15 protein-coding genes and 1 pseudogene are annotated in these 16,088 nt (G+C 58.2%); 6 read left to right on the top strand and 10 right to left on the bottom strand.

Annotated features, from left to right (window positions below; translation table 11 throughout):
• Positions 1 to 58 precede the first annotated feature (58 nt).
• A pseudogene (locus tag F617_RS28690) lies at positions 59 to 169 on the bottom strand (dihydrofolate reductase); the annotation flags it as partial.
• Between the two features lie 54 nt (positions 170 to 223).
• On the bottom strand, positions 224 to 1,108 hold the full coding sequence (locus F617_RS0112100; RefSeq protein ID WP_013635909.1) for a DUF4344 domain-containing metallopeptidase: 885 nt from the start codon (positions 1,106 to 1,108) through the stop codon (positions 224 to 226).
• A 162-nt stretch (positions 1,109 to 1,270) separates the two neighbouring features.
• On the opposite strand from F617_RS0112100, the gene F617_RS0112095 reads away from it, so the two are divergent.
• The 3 genes from F617_RS0112095 to F617_RS0112085 all read left to right on the top strand — a co-directional run bounded on the left by F617_RS0112095 (position 1,271) and on the right by F617_RS0112085 (position 4,375).
• Positions 1,271 to 1,738: a DUF1203 domain-containing protein gene (locus F617_RS0112095; RefSeq protein ID WP_019565442.1), complete on the top strand. Its 468-nt coding sequence runs from the start codon at positions 1,271 to 1,273 to the stop codon at positions 1,736 to 1,738.
• A 98-nt stretch (positions 1,739 to 1,836) separates the two neighbouring features.
• Positions 1,837 to 2,172: a PilZ domain-containing protein gene (locus F617_RS0112090; RefSeq protein ID WP_019565441.1), complete on the top strand. Its 336-nt coding sequence runs from the start codon at positions 1,837 to 1,839 to the stop codon at positions 2,170 to 2,172.
• A gap of 214 nt (positions 2,173 to 2,386) precedes the next feature.
• Positions 2,387 to 4,375 (top strand): bifunctional 2',3'-cyclic-nucleotide 2'-phosphodiesterase/3'-nucleotidase, encoded by a 1,989-nt coding sequence (locus F617_RS0112085; protein ID WP_003512549.1) that lies wholly within the window; start codon positions 2,387 to 2,389, stop codon positions 4,373 to 4,375.
• A gap of 45 nt (positions 4,376 to 4,420) precedes the next feature.
• Here F617_RS0112085 and F617_RS0112080 read toward each other — a convergent pair whose 3' ends face one another.
• The gene (locus tag F617_RS0112080; protein ID WP_019565440.1) at positions 4,421 to 4,972 is read right to left on the bottom strand and encodes a DUF2087 domain-containing protein; all 552 of its coding nucleotides are present in this window, start codon (positions 4,970 to 4,972) and stop codon (positions 4,421 to 4,423) included.
• Between the two features lie 200 nt (positions 4,973 to 5,172).
• Positions 5,173 to 6,141 carry a LysR family transcriptional regulator gene (locus F617_RS0112075; RefSeq protein ID WP_013635904.1) on the bottom strand — a complete coding sequence of 323 codons (969 nt, stop codon included), beginning with the start codon at positions 6,139 to 6,141 and terminating at the stop codon, positions 5,173 to 5,175.
• A gap of 149 nt (positions 6,142 to 6,290) precedes the next feature.
• Between F617_RS0112075 and F617_RS0112070 the strand changes: the two genes are divergently transcribed.
• Positions 6,291 to 6,908: an FMN-dependent NADH-azoreductase gene (locus F617_RS0112070; protein ID WP_003512545.1), complete on the top strand. Its 618-nt coding sequence runs from the start codon at positions 6,291 to 6,293 to the stop codon at positions 6,906 to 6,908.
• Between the two features lie 42 nt (positions 6,909 to 6,950).
• Here the strand turns inward: F617_RS0112070 and F617_RS0112065 are convergent, their stop codons facing one another.
• From F617_RS0112065 to ilvA, 3 genes are all read right to left on the bottom strand, one after another.
• Positions 6,951 to 8,216 (bottom strand): diguanylate cyclase, encoded by a 1,266-nt coding sequence (locus F617_RS0112065; protein WP_026330810.1) that lies wholly within the window; start codon positions 8,214 to 8,216, stop codon positions 6,951 to 6,953.
• Between the two features lie 117 nt (positions 8,217 to 8,333).
• Positions 8,334 to 8,642 carry an HlyU family transcriptional regulator gene (locus F617_RS0112060; protein ID WP_019565438.1) on the bottom strand — a complete coding sequence of 103 codons (309 nt, stop codon included), beginning with the start codon at positions 8,640 to 8,642 and terminating at the stop codon, positions 8,334 to 8,336.
• Positions 8,643 to 8,718: 76 nt separating this feature from the next.
• On the bottom strand, positions 8,719 to 9,993 hold the full coding sequence (gene ilvA, locus F617_RS0112055; protein ID WP_029658759.1) for a threonine ammonia-lyase: 1,275 nt from the start codon (positions 9,991 to 9,993) through the stop codon (positions 8,719 to 8,721).
• Positions 9,994 to 10,072: 79 nt separating this feature from the next.
• On the opposite strand from ilvA, the gene F617_RS0112050 reads away from it, so the two are divergent.
• Positions 10,073 to 11,530, top strand: a complete 1,458-nt coding sequence (locus tag F617_RS0112050) for a TrkH family potassium uptake protein (RefSeq protein WP_003512541.1) — start codon at positions 10,073 to 10,075, stop codon at positions 11,528 to 11,530.
• Between the two features lie 107 nt (positions 11,531 to 11,637).
• Positions 11,638 to 11,892 (top strand): heavy-metal-associated domain-containing protein, encoded by a 255-nt coding sequence (locus tag F617_RS0112045; protein WP_003496638.1) that lies wholly within the window; start codon positions 11,638 to 11,640, stop codon positions 11,890 to 11,892.
• A 281-nt stretch (positions 11,893 to 12,173) separates the two neighbouring features.
• On the opposite strand, the gene F617_RS0112040 is transcribed toward F617_RS0112045, so the two are convergent.
• The 3 genes from F617_RS0112040 to F617_RS0112030 all read right to left on the bottom strand — a co-directional run bounded on the left by F617_RS0112040 (position 12,174) and on the right by F617_RS0112030 (position 15,994).
• Positions 12,174 to 13,667, bottom strand: coding sequence for an ABC transporter substrate-binding protein (locus F617_RS0112040; protein WP_019565437.1), 1,494 nt, complete (start codon positions 13,665 to 13,667; stop codon positions 12,174 to 12,176).
• 239 nt (positions 13,668 to 13,906) lie between these two features.
• Complete coding sequence (locus F617_RS0112035; protein WP_019565436.1) at positions 13,907 to 14,917, bottom strand: ABC transporter ATP-binding protein; 1,011 nt, start codon at positions 14,915 to 14,917, stop codon at positions 13,907 to 13,909.
• Between the two features lie 12 nt (positions 14,918 to 14,929).
• Positions 14,930 to 15,994: an ABC transporter ATP-binding protein gene (locus F617_RS0112030; RefSeq protein WP_003512538.1), complete on the bottom strand. Its 1,065-nt coding sequence runs from the start codon at positions 15,992 to 15,994 to the stop codon at positions 14,930 to 14,932.
• Positions 15,995 to 16,088: the final 94 nt, after the last annotated feature.

The following is a 16,088-nucleotide window of genomic DNA, read 5'->3' as shown; positions in this document are numbered from 1 at the left end:
GCCGTTGATAGGTTGTCATCCACCTTATCGAGGCGACCTCTTCTCGGTAAAATCCTCATTGATGCAGCATTTCGCCATTCACACCCAGCGGGTTCTGAAGACTTTGATCCGGCCCGGCACCATATCCGTCAATCGAAATGGCGAAATTTCGAACGACAACCTTCGGCATGGCAATATCCTCCCGTTTCAAGAGGACAGGTTGCCGTGCATCCGGTAACTGGCCTCAGATTTCTCTTTCCAGAGTGACGGCCGTCGGGGTATGCCCGCCGGCGGAACCTTTGTCTTCGGTAACGCTGTTGAGGAGATGATCGGCAATCAGCTCCGCCTGGAATTTACCCAGCTCGTAGCAATAGGTGATCTCACGTTTTTCGGCCGACCAGTAGACATCGGGACGCCCGCAGGACTTCGCCGTCAACTTGACCTCGCCTTTCAAGCCGTAAACGCCGAAACTGCGGCTGATAAGATCGAGAACCTTCGATTCCTTGACCATGATGGCGTAAGGTTCCAGCTCCGGATCGCGCGGCGGCACGTAGCTCACAGTAAATCTGGATGGTGTCTGCGCGCGGTGGGGCGTCAGAAAATCCTCCCACGCCGATGCGATACGCGGATAGGCGGCGCCACATTTGGCAAATTCGTCATTGGCAAGCCCCATCATGGTGGCAAGATCACCATAGCCGTCTTTGTCGCGGCCGACCATCAGGCAGGCCATGTTGCGATCGCGGCTCCTGTCGGGAACAAGCGCCGAAAACACCGGTGCTTCGTGCTGGGGCAAAGCCTCCGTCTCGCGCGCCAGATACCAGCTGTCGGTAGCGTTGACGAGTGCGGTATCAAGCCATTCCTCGTTGGCCTGAAGGATGAGCGTGCCCGCCAGCTGATCGGCAGGTGCTTGCGCGCTGCCGGTCTCCGGCGCGCCGAAATCCGATATCAGCATGCGTGCACCCTCGTGATAAAGCGAGAAGATCGCATTGCCGATGACGAAATTGACCGCTTGCTGGAGCTGATCGTCGGACAGGCCATCGAGACCGGAGGCGACCTGCGCCTGCGTGTCGATCGGAACCGTCAAAGAAACGAAAGCCAGCGGAACAGCGGCCAGAAAACGACGGAACATAAAATCAGACCTTCCGGGATCGAGGAGCGCCACTGATTCCCGATGCTAACGAGTCACGCAATGGGCTGGTTGCATCACCCGTCAAGAATCGGGTGGATAGAGGTCTGTTTCGGGATCATAGCTGCAAAGAAGCAACGCCGATCCCAACAGAAGGACCTCGCCATGACCGATCTCGTCTTTACAGCAATGCCGGCTAAGGAAGCTGAGGCTTTCCGGGCGGGAGCCGCCGACGCCTATGGCAACCCGCCGGAAAAGGCCGTTTCTCCAGGTGGCATGCCGTGCCGCCATTGCCTTTCCCAGATTGATGAAGGCGAAGGAATGCTGATCCTCGCCTACCGGCCCTTCCCTTCGCTCCAGCCCTATGCGGAAACGGGGCCAGTCTTTCTTCACGCTGAGGCCTGTGAGCACTATCCGCAGACGGATGCCCTTCCCCCAATGCTTAACAGCCCCGATTATATCGTTCGCGGCTATGGCACTGACGACCGCATCGTCTACGGCACCGGAGCGGTGACGGCGACGGACGAAATCCTTTCACGCGCAGCGCATCTTCTGGAGCGGGCAGACGTCGCTTATGTGCATGTGCGCTCCGCCCGCAACAATTGCTACCAGTGCCGTATCGACACAGCATAATCGCGCGATTACTTGCAATTTTAAGCAAACGGCTAAACGGCTCTCAAACTTTCTACGTCATGATGCAAGCATCGGAAACAATTGATTTGAGTAGCGACATGGCAAACAACCTCAATATGGCGACCCGCACTGCGACCCGTAGCAAGACCCGGATCTACGCGACCGTGCACTATTTCAGCCAGTCGACCCGAGGCCGCGTGGTGGACCTGTCCGCCACCGGCATGGCGCTGGAACTGGACGGACCTTTCGCTGCCGCCAAGGGAAGCCGGGTGAAGGTGCAGAGTGAAGATCTGGGTTTCATCGAGGGTGTCGTGCAATGGCAGCACATGAACCGGCTCGGCCTGCAACTCAAACTTTCCACCAACACGCTGGCACAGCTGTCGTCTTATTTCCGCTTCTTCCACGAAGAAGTAAAACCGACTCTCGCCCGCTAAGCAGACGTTTCCGATAAGGGGAATGCGCAGACCGGACATAGCGCATTCCCGAAGCACGCCATGCGCGCGCGGCCACCTTGTGACAAAAAATTTATCAAACGGTTGAAAACTGGCCCGTCCGTCACGGGCTTGTCATTTTGATGATGGACTCCTCGGGGATTGCTTCTACCTTGTCGTTTTCCTGACAGAGCAAGCTTCATACGAAGGAGTTCCCATGTCGTCGCTTCTCGCTCTCCACCCCATCACTCGCCGTTCGCTTCTGGGTGGCATCGCCGCCTCTTCGGCTCTGGTGCTGTTGCATCCCTTCGCCGCACGCGCCGCAGCCAACCAGGCGCATCTGCGCATCATGGAAACGACTGACATCCACGTTCACGTCTTTCCCTATGATTATTACGCCGACAAACCGAACGACACGATGGGTCTGGCGCGCACCGCTTCGATCATCGGCGCCATCCGTGCCGAGGCCGGAAACTCGATGCTGGTGGACAATGGCGACTTCCTGCAGGGCAATCCGCTCGGCGACTACATCGCCTATGAGCGCGGCATGAAGGCCGGCGACAAGCATCCCGTCATCAACGCCATGAATGTCCTTGGCTATGATTGTGGCACGCTTGGCAACCACGAATTCAATTACGGCCTCGACTATATGTCCAATACGCTGGCGGGCGCCGGTTTCCCTTATGTCTGCGCCAACCTCACCAAGGGTCAGCTGGCTTCCGATCCCAAGCAGGATGAGCTGTTCTTCAAGCCTTACGTCATCCTCGAGAAACAGATCCGCGATGGTGCAGGCGTAACCAGCCCGGTCAAGGTAGGTATCATCGGTTTCGTGCCGCCGCAGATCATGATGTGGGATTCCAAGAATCTGGAGGGCAAGGCCCAGACGCGCGATATCGTCGAGGCGGCTAAAGCCTGGGTTCCGGTCATGAAGGAAGAAGGTGCCGATATCGTCATCGCGCTTTCCCATTCCGGCATCGATGGCAAGGGCCAGACCGATCGCATGGAAAACGCCTCGCTTTATCTGGCGGGCGTGGAAGGCATTGACGCCATCTTCACTGGTCACCAGCATCTGGTCTTCCCCGGTCCGAAGACATGGGACGGCATCGAGGGTGCGGATGCGGTCAAGGGTACGCTGATGGGCAAGCCGGCCGTGATGGCCGGTTTCTGGGGCTCGCATATGGGCCTCATTGACCTTCTGCTCGAAAAGGACGGCAAAAGCTGGAAGATCGTCGATTTCACCTCCGAGGCTCGGCCGATCTACCACCGCGACGACAATCGCAAGGTCGTTGCAGATGTCACGGACAAACCGGAGGTAATAGCCGCCGCCAAGGCAGATCACGAAGCGGCGCTCGCCTATGTGCGTCGCCCGGTCGGCAAGACGTCGGCGCCACTCTATTCCTACTTCGCGCTGGTGGCCGACGACCCGTCCGTGCAGATCGTCTCCAATGCCCAGACGTGGTACATCAAGGACATGCTGAAGGAAGGGCAATATAAGGATCTGCCCGTGCTTTCGGCAGCAGCGCCATTCAAGTCTGGCGGTCGCGGTGGTGCGGATTATTACACCGATGTCCCTGCCGGTGACATCGCCATCAAGAACGTCGCCGATCTCTACCTCTACCCCAACACGGTGCAGGCGGTGCTGATCAACGGTGCGCAGGTGAAGAACTGGCTGGAAATGTCCGCCGGCATGTTCAACACGGTCGAGGCCGGCGCAAAGGATGCGCCGCTCCTAAACGCGGATTTTCCGTCCTATAATTTCGACGTCATCGACGGTGTCACCTACCAGATCGACATTTCCAAACCGGCAAAGTTCGACAAGGACGGCAAGGCCGTCAATCCCGACAGCAACCGCATCGTCAACCTGCAATTCGACGGCAAGCCGATCGACCCCGAGCAGAAATTCGTGGTGGCGACCAACAATTACCGTGCAAGCGGCGGCGGAAAATTCCCCGATATCGCCGCCGACAAGGTGATCTTCGTGGCGCCCGACACCAACCGCGACGTGATCGTGCGCTATATCATCGATCAGGGCACCATTAACCCGTCGGCGGATGCCAACTGGTCCTTCGCCCCAGTTGCCAATACGACCGCCATCTTCGAGACTGGCCCGAAGGGTCGCAATTACGCGGCTGACATCAAGGGCGCAAAAATCGAGGATGCCGGCGACGGCGCCGAAGGTTTCGCAAAGTTCCGCCTCGTTCTCTAGAGCTTGCAGCCCTCCCGGCGTTTCATCGGCCGGGAGGGCATTTACTCAATTGCGGTCACTGACGATACGCAACAACAGTGGCAGTTCCGGCGGTGGCTTCTGCTCGATGCGTTGATAGTCGCTGCCATCGCGGTTACGGCGGATGAGCCGGAGACCCGCCATGTCACGCCGCAGCATCGCGGCATCTCCAAACAGGTGCAGACCATCGAGAAAGCTGCTGAATTCGCGCTCTGAGAAACTGCGACCGGCTGGTATTCTTGCCCACAGATACCAGAGGCACAGTTCCTGCTGGGAGCGGCGGGCCGGCCATTGCACCAATCTACCGGCAGCATCGAAAGTCCGCGCGGTCTTCAGCACCCTGCCCTCATTGGCAGGCATTGTCTCCGGTCGTGTCTGCGGTGGCGGCAAGCCACTTGTTACGGGTGGCGTGCGAGAGGCGCGCAGATGCTGAAAGTTGCGAAACCCGGCAGCCCGGCTCAGGAGATTGAGCATCTCCACATGGCTTGGCTGGCGGTCCAGCCTGCCGATTTGTTCGCGTAGCGATTTGGCAAAGGTGGAGAGGTCGGCGATATCAATGGAAAAGATCGAACGTGGCATGACTTACCCTCGAGTGCCATTCCGAAGAGGTGTCGCTGATCGCCGGCTTCCGACTAGGCACGGGATAAGTGCTGTCAATCTTTCAAAATGCAGGTTTAGCTTCCCTTGCGGGACGGCGATGCCTCGGTGAACTGCTGACCGTGTTTCCTGTATAAGGCAGGCCATTCACCTTCGTCAATTGGTCACTCAGTCAACCCATGTCACTCGGCGGCGACAGAAATAGTCCGCTGTTTGCCTCCGGCAATTATCCTGTTGAAATCCTTCTGGTTCGGGCATGCCGACAGACGCTGCTGAAAGGCCGTGGCAAGCCACTGGCCAGCGGGACCGGCGGGTGAATCCACCCGGCGCAGCGCAAAGATCGGATATTCGCCCTGCTCATAAGCTTCGAGATCAAGTGCCTTCAGGCTGCCATTGGTCAGGTCGTTGCGCACGATCGATGCGGGCAGACCGCCCCAGCCGAGACCGCCCTTGATGAGCTGGTATTTCGTGGCGATGTCGCTGACCCGCCATGTCTTGTAGGACAGCACGTTGAAATCGCGCCCCTTGGTCAGCCCCGACGCATCGGTGACGACGAGCTGGACCTCCTCGCGGACATCGCCCAGAACCAGCGGCCTCTCGATCTGTGCCAGTGGATGATCGGCGGCGACGACCGGCAGCATGAAGGAATGGCCGACCTTTTCGACGACGAGTTCGTCATCCTGGCGCAACAGCGCCCCGCCGATGCCAATGCCAGCCTTGCGGGAGAGCACCATATCCATCACCATGCCCAACTCACCCACATTGAGGCTGAGGGTAACGGTGGGGAATTCCTTGCGAAAATCGCGAAGCACCGCAACGACGGCTTCCGCCGGCACCATGGTGCTGATGGCGACAGAAAGCTCGGCCTCCAGCCCCTGCTTCAAACCCTTGGCACGCGCACGCATTTCCTGCAGACCGGCCACGATGCGCCTTGCATCTTCCAGCATGGCGCGACCCTCGTCCGTCAATCGAGGCTGGCGTACGCCATTGCGCTCGAACAGGCTGACTTCAAGCTGCGCCTCGAGATTGGCGATGGTGTAGCTGACAACGGACTGGGCGCGATTGAGCGCCCGTGACGCGGCAGAGAAACTTCCGGTTTCGGCAACCGTCAAAAACACCTGCAATTGGTCGAGCGTCGGGTTCGCGTCCATGTTCCATCCATTTCATCGATAGGTCGCTTCCACATTATCACAGTTTTCTTGATGGCATCAATTGGTCATATAGGGGGCAAAGGAAGGGCATCGTGCTCTCCCGCCCTCCCAAGGCGCCCGTCAATTCATCGCTTATGCAAGGAAAGACCATGTCCAACATTCTGCTCATCACCTCCAGCCCGCGTGGCGACGAGTCGGTTTCCAACAAGTTTTCCGGCGAACTCGCAAACAAGCTGAAGGCCAAGTCGGCTTCCAACACCCTTGTCCACCGCGATCTTGCTGCCGACCCCATTCCGCATCTCGACACCGTCAAGACCGCTGCGATCCGCAAGGCTCCAGACCAGCGCACGGCTGAAGAAGCGGTTGCAGCCGATTATTCCGACAAGCTGGTTGCAGAGCTTATGGCCGCCGACACTGTTGTCATCGGCACCGGCCTCATCAACTTCAATATCTATTCCGGCCTGAAGTCGTGGATCGACAACGTCGCCCGCGCTGGCCAGACCTTCAAGTACACAGAAACCGGCCCGGTTGGTCTTGCCACCGGCAAGAAGGTCTACATCGTGCTGGCCGCCGCCGGCGTTTATTCCGAAGGCCCGGCTGTGTCGATGAACCACGCCGTTCCCTACCTCAAGACCGTTCTTGGCTTCATGGGCATGACGGATGTTGAAGTGATCTATGTCGAAGGTCTGGCATTTGGCCCGGAAGCCGTTGAGAAGGCTGTTGCGGCAGCCGAAGCAAAGGTTGCCGAACTGGCGCAGGCCGCCTGAGGCGCCATTTGACACGTGGTGATGCCGGCTCGATTGCCGGTATCAGCCGACCCACACTCCGTAACGGCCGTGCACCTGATCGCGGCCGTTATTTTTTGCCGCATAGAGCCGCGCATCTGCTTCCGATAGCAGCGCGCGGAAAAGCTGCCCGTCCTCGAAAGCCGTGGCGACGCCGATGCTGACAGTCAGCGGCGAACCGTCCGGCCGTTGCAGATCCTTCAATATCGCCGTCCGCAGACCTGCTGAAAAGGCAAGTGCCCCCTCATGGGTCATCGTCGGCAACAGGGCCACGAACTCCTCGCCGCCGAACCGGTAGAGATGGCCGTGCGGTTGCACGATGCGTTTCAGAACGGCGGCGAATTCCCGCAACATCTCATCGCCCTGCAAATGCCCAAAGGTGTCGTTGACGGTCTTGAAGTGATCGATATCGACGATCAGCACGCTGACGGGACGTTTCTTTTCCAGACATTCCACGACGACCGACGGCGCATCGAGTTCCATGCGGGCGCGGTCAGACACACCGGTCAGCATGTCGCGGCCGGAACGGGACAGAAGCTCCTCGTATCGTTCCCTGAAGGTGAGGTCGTTGAAGACATCGGCAACGCTGCGGCGCGTCAGGAAGCGGCCTTTCGCCGCCGTTAACTTCAGATAAATGGCAAAGAGCAGAGCATAGATGGCAACGGCCACCATCTTCGCTTTCCAGCCATCGTAAAAGACATCGACCGGCGCGTTCAGCATATATCGCAACGCCGCGTAAAAGCCTGCCTGATCCAGGCTCAAAATCACCACGCCACAGATTGCAAAGCGCAGGACAATATGGCGCTGCAAATAGCGTCCCAGCTTTTCGTAAAACAGGATGATGGCGATGGCGTCGATATAAAGCAGGCTGGTTCCCCAGACCATCAGCACGCCCATCTCATCCAGAAATCCGGTATCTACCGACTGTCCGGGGACAATTGCCACCGTCGGATGGAAGCGGATGATCTGCACCATGATGATGGTGAGTATATTGCCGAGAAACAGGCCGTAGATCGGCTGGCGGACGACTGCCGCATCCTCGCGCATATAGAGCATGAGGATCATCATCAGTTTGCCGGCAAAAAGGATCGAGGAGCCGGGTGATACCACGCCAAAGGGCAGCTCGACGTAAAAGACCGCCGCCAGGTAGGTTTCCAGGAAATGCATGACTCCCAGCGCGGTGAGAAAAACACCGATGCCGAGAATATGCCGGTAATGAAGGAATGCCGTCATTACCGAAAAATAGACTATGGCTTCCGCCACGAAGAGGGCCAGATTTGCCCATTGCATCGGCATACGCCCTATCGATCCACATCGCGCCGGTTCATCGGCGCGACTTCATGCCCTCTGAAGACGATAGGCCGAAGCAACCAACGGAATCTTAATGTCCAGCAGAAGAAACCGCCATCATTTTCCTGGGAAAAGCGATGCACCGTTCTGGTCGATGATCAGCTTTGCCTTACGGATGGTGAACTCAACCGCATCGTCCATGCTGGTGAAGACATCGGCGCGCACGAATTCATGCACGAGCGTTTCCTCGCCGTCCTTTTTCTCGATGCGGCCCGCCAAACGGAACTGGCCGCCTTCCTTTAGCGGCGTCGCATAGATCAGATAGTCTCCATGCACATGCGGTTCCGACTGCGCTGCCTTCTGCGGCACATCCGCGGACTGGCCGGAGCCGAAGGCCGAAAGGATTTTGGAAAAAAACGATGCCATGGCTTTCACTCCCTTAATCTGTCTCGCATTTCGAGGGGCGGATATGCTCCGCCCTTCCCCGTCGCTCTTATCCCGATCAGATGATCAGGTTCGACAGGATCTCGTTTTCGGTAATATCCTCATAGCCGAGGCCCGCAGCCTCGAAACGCTCTAGAAGCCCTGCAAAGTTTTCCTGCGCGTTGGTTTCGATGCCGATCAGGATCGAACCGAAATTGCGGGCCGATTTCTTCAGATACTCGAAACGGGCGATATCGTCGTCCGGGCCAAGCAGATTGAGGAAATCGCGCAGCGCGCCGGGGCGTTGCGGCAGGCGCAGAATGAAGTATTTCTTCACGCCGGTGTAACGCATGGCGCGTTCCTTGACGTCAGGCAGGCGCTCGAAATCGAAATTGCCGCCGGAGACGACGACGATAACCGTCTTGCCTTCCAGTTTCTCGCGGCCGAGCTTCTCCAGCGCGGCAATGGACAGCGCACCCGCTGGCTCCAGCACCACGCCTTCGAGGTTCAGCATCTCGATGATGGTCACGCAGATGGCGTTTTCGGGGATGAGCAAAACCTGCTCGGCCGGAAAATCCTTCAGCGCCTGGAAGTTGAGATCGCCGATGCGGGCAACGGCGGCGCCGTCGACGAAATTGTCGACCTTGGGGAGCGTTACCGCTTCGCCGCGCTCGAGGCTCCTTTTCAGGCTCGGCGCGCCTTCCGGCTCGCAGAACACGAAGTTGCCCTTTTCAACGGTGCCCGCCAGAAAGCCGGTAAGGCCTGCCGAAAGCCCGCCGCCGCCAACCGGCATGACAACCATATCCGGTTTGGTGCCTTCGGGAAGCTGGTCCATGATTTCGGCAGCAACCGTCGCCTGGCCTTCGATGATATCCTGATGGTCGAAGGGCGGCACCATGTAGGCGTCATTGTCTTCGACGTATTTGCGCGCGGCGGCGTAACATTGGTCGAAAATATCGCCCACCAGACGGATGCTGATGAATTCACCACCGAAGATACGGGTCTTGTCGATCTTCTGCTGCGGCGTGGTCACCGGCATGAAAACAACACCGTGAACGCCGAAATGGCGGCAGGCGAAAGCAAAGCCCTGCGCATGGTTGCCGGCCGAAGCACAGACGAAAACCTTGTCCTTGCCAGCCTTCGCAACAGCCTTGCGGAGAAAGTTGAATGCGCCTCTAATCTTGTAGGAACGAACCGGAGACAGATCCTCACGCTTCAGCCAAATCGACGCGCCATACCGACGGCTGAGATGTTCATTCAACTGCAACGGCGTTTCCGGGAATATCTCCCGCACTTCCCGCCGCGCTGCCTCCACAAGCTGCTTGTCCACGATTGTCAATCCATTGAAATTCATAATGGCACCCGCTATGCCATAGGAAGGCGTCAGAGACAAAGACTCATTTCACGCTGCCACGAACCCTGGGTTTCATTTCTTGAACAGCAATCTTCTGCGCTCGGTCATATATGTGGCGTCCATCTTCGGGCTCTATCTCGCGACGGCCATGTTCCTGCCCGCGCTGACGGACCTTTATTACGGCAATGACGACTGGACGGTGTTTGCGCTTTCGGGCTTCATGTGCGGCGGCTTTGCACTTGCCTGCGCGCTGGCCACGCGCGCACCGATCGCGTCCTTCAACAAACGTTTCGGCTTCCTGCTCGTCAACGTGCTCTGGCTTGTATTTTCCATTGTCGGAGCGGTTCCGCTCTATCTGTCCGAGCTTGACCTGACGCCCGGTCAGGCCCTTTTCGAATCGGTATCGGCCATCACGACGACGGGATCGACCGCCATATCCGGCCTCGATAATGCGCCGCAGGGCATTCTTCTGTGGAGGTCGTTGCTCTGTTGGCTCGGCGGCATCGGTATTGTCGCGCTTGGCCTCTTCATCCTGCCGCTCTTGCGCGTCGGCGGAATGACCTTCTTCCGCATGGAATCATCCGACACCGGCAATGACCGGCCCTTCGCGCGGCTGGCAAGCTTCACCCGCGCTTTCGTGGCGATCTACATCATCATGACCATCGCCTGCACGGTGGCTTTCGATTTTGCTGGCATGTCGCATTTCGATGCCCTCAACCATGCCATGTCGACGGTTGCGACCGGCGGTTTTTCGACCCACGACGCCTCGTTTGCCTATTTCAACAACACGGCGCTGCTTTGGATTGCCACCATCTTCCTGATCTTCGGCAGCCTGCCCTTCTCAGTGATGATCCTGCTTGCGGTGCGCCGCAGGCTGGAGACGCTGCGCGACCCGCAGATAGCCGTCTTCCTTGGCTATCTCTGCGCGATTTCCATCGCTGTCGGCGTTTATCACCACCTTAGAAACGGCGTGCCGCTGGATACTGCGCTCAGCCACTCCTTCTTCAACATGACATCAATCCTCTCGACCGGTGGCTTTGCGAGCGACGACTACACCCTGTGGGGTCCGTTCGTTGTCGTCGTTGCCTTTTTCGCAACCTTCATGGGCGGCTGCTCCGGCTCGACGGCGGGTGGTATCAAGGCCTATCGTTTTCTGATCATGTTCAATGTCGTTCGGGCGGGCCTCAAAAAGCTGATCTATCCGAACGCGGTTTATTCGGTCCGTTACGGCCAGCAGGTGGTCGATCCCGACACGATCCGGACGATCTTCCTTTTCGTCAGCTGTTTCATCGCGCTCTGGATCGCCGGTAGCCTCGCCATGAGCCTGATGGGTTACGATTTCCTGACTGCGACCTCGGGCGTTGCGACCGCACTTGCCAATGTCGGCCCCGGCATCGGCCCGATCATCGGGCCTGTCGGCAATTTCTCCACGATCAGCGATCCAGCGCTCTATCTCCTGTCTGTCCTGATGCTGCTTGGACGTCTGGAAATCCTCACCGTTCTCGTGCTGCTGATGCCGATTTTCTGGCGCAACTAAAATGCCGGTGCGCTTATTTTGGCTGCCTTAATAAAGCGCTTGACCTTCCCACGTTGGAATAGTCCAGGCTCCTGCTGTTACAAGTTCCAACCCAAGGAGAACCGCCTATGTGCACCGCCCACCAGCATCACCCCGAAACCGCTGCCGCACCTGTTGATGCCGACCTTTCTTTCCACGTTGAAGACATGACCTGCGGTCACTGCGCCGGTGTGATCAAGGGCGCAATCGAAAAGACCGTCCCCGGTGCCGCCGTTCATGCTGATCCGGCAAGCCGCACGGTTGTGGTTGGCGGCGTCTCCGACGCGGCACGTATTGCTGAAATCATCACCGCTGCAGGCTATACGCCGGAAGCGCGCGCCTGATTTGACGAGATGCCGGCGGCGGCCTTCATCCCTGCCGCCGGATCGACCTACCTGCCCCCGCTTCACGCCGAGCTTGCGTGACAGCCACTGGACGATACCAACGTCCGCCCCTTCTTACCTCCCCCAGGCTGCATATGCCCTCTCCCTTCCCGGGGATAACAGCGGAGGTTTTCCGGATTTCAAACCCGTATTCGTCAAACGCCGGCATCAATCGTCTCTGTGCACACGAAAAACCCGGCTCTTGCGAGCCGGGCTGAGCTTCATCGGTAATGTCGCACGCCTTACTCCGTTGCCAGATCCTTGGTCATGACGAAGTAGTTGATGGGATGGGGCTTATAGTTTGCAAGCTTCTCCGAATAGGCGTCGAATACGGTCTCATGGATCAGGAAGACGGTGACGGCCTCCTCATACAGCTTCTTTGCCGCCTCGCCGTAAATTGCATACCGCTTGGCAGGTTCGGCCGTCGCATAGGCCGATTTGATCAGCTTGTCGGTGTCTTCGTTGCAATAATGCGAGATATTGTAGCTGCCGCCGCAGGTATAGTCGGCATTTAGGAAGCCGGCCGGTTCGGCAACATCTGTGGCATAACCGCGGGACAGGAGCGCCATGTCGAAATTACCGGACAGCAGATCTGGCTCGATTGCACTGTAATCGGCGACGCGAACATCAACCTTGATGCCGACTTCCTGCAACTGGGCCTGGATAATGGCCGCGACATCCTTCAGTTCCGTTTTTGCCGTATAGGCGAGGAGCGCGATCTTCAGACTGCCTGGCGCTACGCCTGCCTCTTTCAGCAGAGCCTTGGCTTTCTCGACATTATAGGCGGGCTCGACTTCCTTCGCGGCCCATGGCTCTCCCGCTGCGAACGGCAGGGTAGCACCCTTTACCGCGCCTTCATAAATGCTGTCGGCGATACCGGTGGTGTCGATGGCCGCCTGGATCGCCTGACGCACTTTCACATTATTGAAAGGCGCCTTCGCGTTGTTCAGCAGGAGTTCCGTAATGCGCGGCGAAGGAATTGGCGCGACCTTGACGCCGTCGGTGGATTCGATGGTCTTGACCGTCCATGGTGGCACGAGGCGCGAAATCTGCGCTTCGCCGGTTCGGACCTGGGTGGCGCGGGTGTCGGCATCGGGAACGAAGTTGACGCGGCCTCCGGAAAGCTTCGGCATGCCGCCCCAATAATCGTGGTTGGCGGAAAGAAGCATATACTGGCTGGGGTCGACCTCCGTGATCTTGAAAGGTCCGGTGCAGGTCCCGACCGGATCGACTTTCCCGTCCTTATAAGCGGCGGGGGCAAGGATTGACGTGGCAGGGCTCGCCATTTGCGCCGGTAGCATCACCGATGGTTCGATGGTGGTTATCTTCACGCTGTCGTCGCCGCTCGCTTCGACTGAAGCAATCAACTTCGGCGAAAAGGCGCGGGCTGGAACCGGCGCCTTCAGAAGATTGGTCAGCGCATTGACTGCGGTTGCGGCATTGAGCGGCTCGCCATTCTGGAACTTCACACCCTTGCGCAGCTTGAATTCCCAGACCTTAGGGTCCGTCTGCTTCCAGCTTTCGGCAAGACTGGCCTCCAGTTTCATGTCGTAGCCGACCCGCACGAAGCTTTCGAAACAACCCGCGCGTGAGCCGAGATAGGCGTCGTCCGACGCCATTTGCCAACCGGTCTTGACACCGAAATTGTCGTCATAGGTAATCGTATCGGCCTTGGCCGTTTGAACTGAAAACGAAACCACAATGGCGCTTGTCGCCAAAAGTACGTGCTTTATCATTGAATATTCCCCTTTTATTTTTGATGACACCGCTCAAAAGTCAGTCGTCTCAGGAGATTTAAGATTGTCATAAAATAAATCTCGCAAGACATAAGAATATCCTTCGGACGCTCCACGAACATCCGCTTGAATATCACTCATTTTATGTTTTTATACTCGGAATTTAATTCCGATATTAATTCACAAACGCACAATTCATCTGTTTTTACAGAACTAGAAGACTGTAACTGCGCTGCTTCTCAACCCCATTCGCGCCAGTGATGGCAACGAGCGAAATGCTCCCCGGCGACGTCTTCCAGAACCGGTTCCTGTTCGCTGCAAATCTGCGTCGCATATTTGCAGCGGGTGTGAAACTTGCAGCCACTTGGAGGATTGAGCGGGCTTGGCAGATCACCATCCAGAAGCATTTCCGGTGCATATAGTCCGGTTTCATCCAGCATGGACGAGGCAATAAGAGCCTTCGTATAGGGATGCTTAGGCGCCCGGAAAAGCTCCTCCCGGTCGGCGATTTCAACGATCCGCCCGAGATACATAACCGCGATACGGTCGCAGAGATAACGCACCACGCGCAGGTCATGGGAAATCATCAGCACCGTCAAACCGTGACGGCGCTTCATATCCATCAGCAGGTTCAGGATCTGCGTGCGCATGGAGGCGTCGAGCGCCGATGTCGGTTCGTCGCACACAAGAAAACTTGGATTGAGAAGAAGCGCGCGGCCTATGACCACGCGTTGCAACTGCCCGCCGGAGCACTGGCTCGGATAACGGTCATAATACGAGGCATCGAGGCCGACCTCCTCCAGCATCTTGAACACGCGCGCGATGCGTTCTTCGCGCGTGCCGATGCCGTGCTGGGCAAGCGGCGCTTCCATGCTTTGCCCTATGCGCATGCGCGGGTCGAGCGCGGAATAGGGATCCTGGAACACCAGTTGCACGACACGGCGCATGCGCCGCAGCGTCTCGCCCTGCATGTGCAGAATATCGTGGTCTCCGATGCTGACCTCGCCTTTCGTCGCGTTGGTCAACCGCGTTATCAGCCCGGCGACAGTGCTTTTGCCGCAGCCGGATTCGCCAACGAGACCAAGGACCTCACCCTCGCCGATCGTGAGAGAAACATCGTCGACGGATTTGACCACGCGATTGCCGAAACCCGATATCGGATAATATTTGCACAGGTTGTTTGCGACCACATAGGGCTTGATCTTGCCATCCGCCTGAGGCTGGTTCGGTGTTTTCACTGTCGATAGCATCGCAACCCTCCTTCAGCAGACTGTGTGACTGGCATGGCTGCCGGCATGGTCGTCGTCGACCGCCCAGCACCGCGCCTTGCGGCCTTCCGGCAAGGCATTCAGATCCGGCTCCGTTGCCATGCAACGGCCGCCCATGCCGGCCGACTGTGCAAGCGCGCAGCGGGGATGGAAACGGCAACCGCAGGACATGTCATGGGCCTGCGAGCTGGAGCCGGGGATCGTCAGCAGCTGCCCCTCGCTGTCGGTCGTCAGAAGCGAGCAGCTGATGAGCGCCTTGGTATAGGGATGTTGCGGCGCCTTGAGGATTGCCTGCGTCGGCCCCTCCTCGACAATGCGCCCAGCATACATCACCGCAATCCGGTCCGCGAAAGCGGCAACGACCGAGAGGTCATGGGTGATGAGCAGCGTGGCGAGCCGCCGCTTCCGACGCTCATCGTCGAGCAGGCGCAATATTTGTGCCTGGACGGTGACATCGAGTGCCGTCGTCGGTTCATCGGCGATCAGCAGTTGCGGATTGCCGGAGAGTGCCGCAGCAATCATGACGCGCTGCGCCATGCCGCCGGAGAGTTCATGTGCGAAGCATTGCGCCCGCGCCGACGGATCGGGAATTCCAACATCCGAGAGCATGCCGACAACCCGGCCTAGTGCCGCATGCCGGCTCATCTTGCGGTGGACCCACAGTGGCTCGGCGACCTGCGTCCTCACCCGGCTGGTCGGATCGAGCATGGCCTGCGGTTGCTGAAAAAGCATTCCGATATCGGCGCCGCGCAACGCATCAAGCTCGGAGGGCGAGAGCGCGAGAATGTCGCGCCCGGCAAAGGAAATGCGGCCGGAGTTGATTTCCGCGCCGTGCGGCAACAGCCGCATCAGCGACAGAGCCGTCATGCTCTTGCCGGATCCGGATTCGCCGACCAGTGCAACGACCTCTCCGGCATCGACGGAGAGCGTCAGACCGGAGATGACAAACTTGCGGCCATTTGCAGACGGCACCGAAACGTGCAGATCCTCGATTTCCAGAAGCGGTGTCCGTTCCGGGGCGATGGCCGTATTGGCATGCGTGTGTCCTTCGATATTCATAAGAGTTCCCCTTATTATTATTGCATCGGAGGCATGGGCGTATTTTCAGGCGGCTTCAGACGATAATACTCTCCTTGGGGCTATCGTGCCCTGT

The organism is Agrobacterium sp. 10MFCol1.1 (genome assembly GCF_000381165.1).
GTDB classification, from domain to species: domain Bacteria; phylum Pseudomonadota; class Alphaproteobacteria; order Rhizobiales; family Rhizobiaceae; genus Agrobacterium; species Agrobacterium tumefaciens.
Note: the sequence above shows the minus strand (reverse complement) of the source record. Positions and strands in the feature narration are given on the sequence as shown.

Coding starts and splice junctions, on each gene's coding strand:
- F617_RS0112100 (WP_013635909.1), bottom strand. CDS start 1,108: ATGTTCCGTCGTTTTCTGGCCGCTGTTCCGCTGGCTTTCGTTTCTTTG.
- F617_RS0112095 (WP_019565442.1), top strand. CDS start 1,271: ATGACCGATCTCGTCTTTACAGCAATGCCGGCTAAGGAAGCTGAGGCT.
- F617_RS0112090 (WP_019565441.1), top strand. CDS start 1,837: ATGGCAAACAACCTCAATATGGCGACCCGCACTGCGACCCGTAGCAAG.
- F617_RS0112085 (WP_003512549.1), top strand. CDS start 2,387: ATGTCGTCGCTTCTCGCTCTCCACCCCATCACTCGCCGTTCGCTTCTG.
- F617_RS0112080 (WP_019565440.1), bottom strand. CDS start 4,972: ATGCCACGTTCGATCTTTTCCATTGATATCGCCGACCTCTCCACCTTT.
- F617_RS0112075 (WP_013635904.1), bottom strand. CDS start 6,141: ATGGACGCGAACCCGACGCTCGACCAATTGCAGGTGTTTTTGACGGTT.
- F617_RS0112070 (WP_003512545.1), top strand. CDS start 6,291: ATGTCCAACATTCTGCTCATCACCTCCAGCCCGCGTGGCGACGAGTCG.
- F617_RS0112065 (WP_026330810.1), bottom strand. CDS start 8,216: ATGCAATGGGCAAATCTGGCCCTCTTCGTGGCGGAAGCCATAGTCTAT.
- F617_RS0112060 (WP_019565438.1), bottom strand. CDS start 8,642: ATGGCATCGTTTTTTTCCAAAATCCTTTCGGCCTTCGGCTCCGGCCAG.
- ilvA (WP_029658759.1), bottom strand. CDS start 9,993: ATGAATTTCAATGGATTGACAATCGTGGACAAGCAGCTTGTGGAGGCA.
- F617_RS0112045 (WP_003496638.1), top strand. CDS start 11,638: ATGTGCACCGCCCACCAGCATCACCCCGAAACCGCTGCCGCACCTGTT.
- F617_RS0112040 (WP_019565437.1), bottom strand. CDS start 13,667: ATGATAAAGCACGTACTTTTGGCGACAAGCGCCATTGTGGTTTCGTTT.
- F617_RS0112035 (WP_019565436.1), bottom strand. CDS start 14,917: ATGCTATCGACAGTGAAAACACCGAACCAGCCTCAGGCGGATGGCAAG.
- F617_RS0112030 (WP_003512538.1), bottom strand. CDS start 15,994: ATGAATATCGAAGGACACACGCATGCCAATACGGCCATCGCCCCGGAA.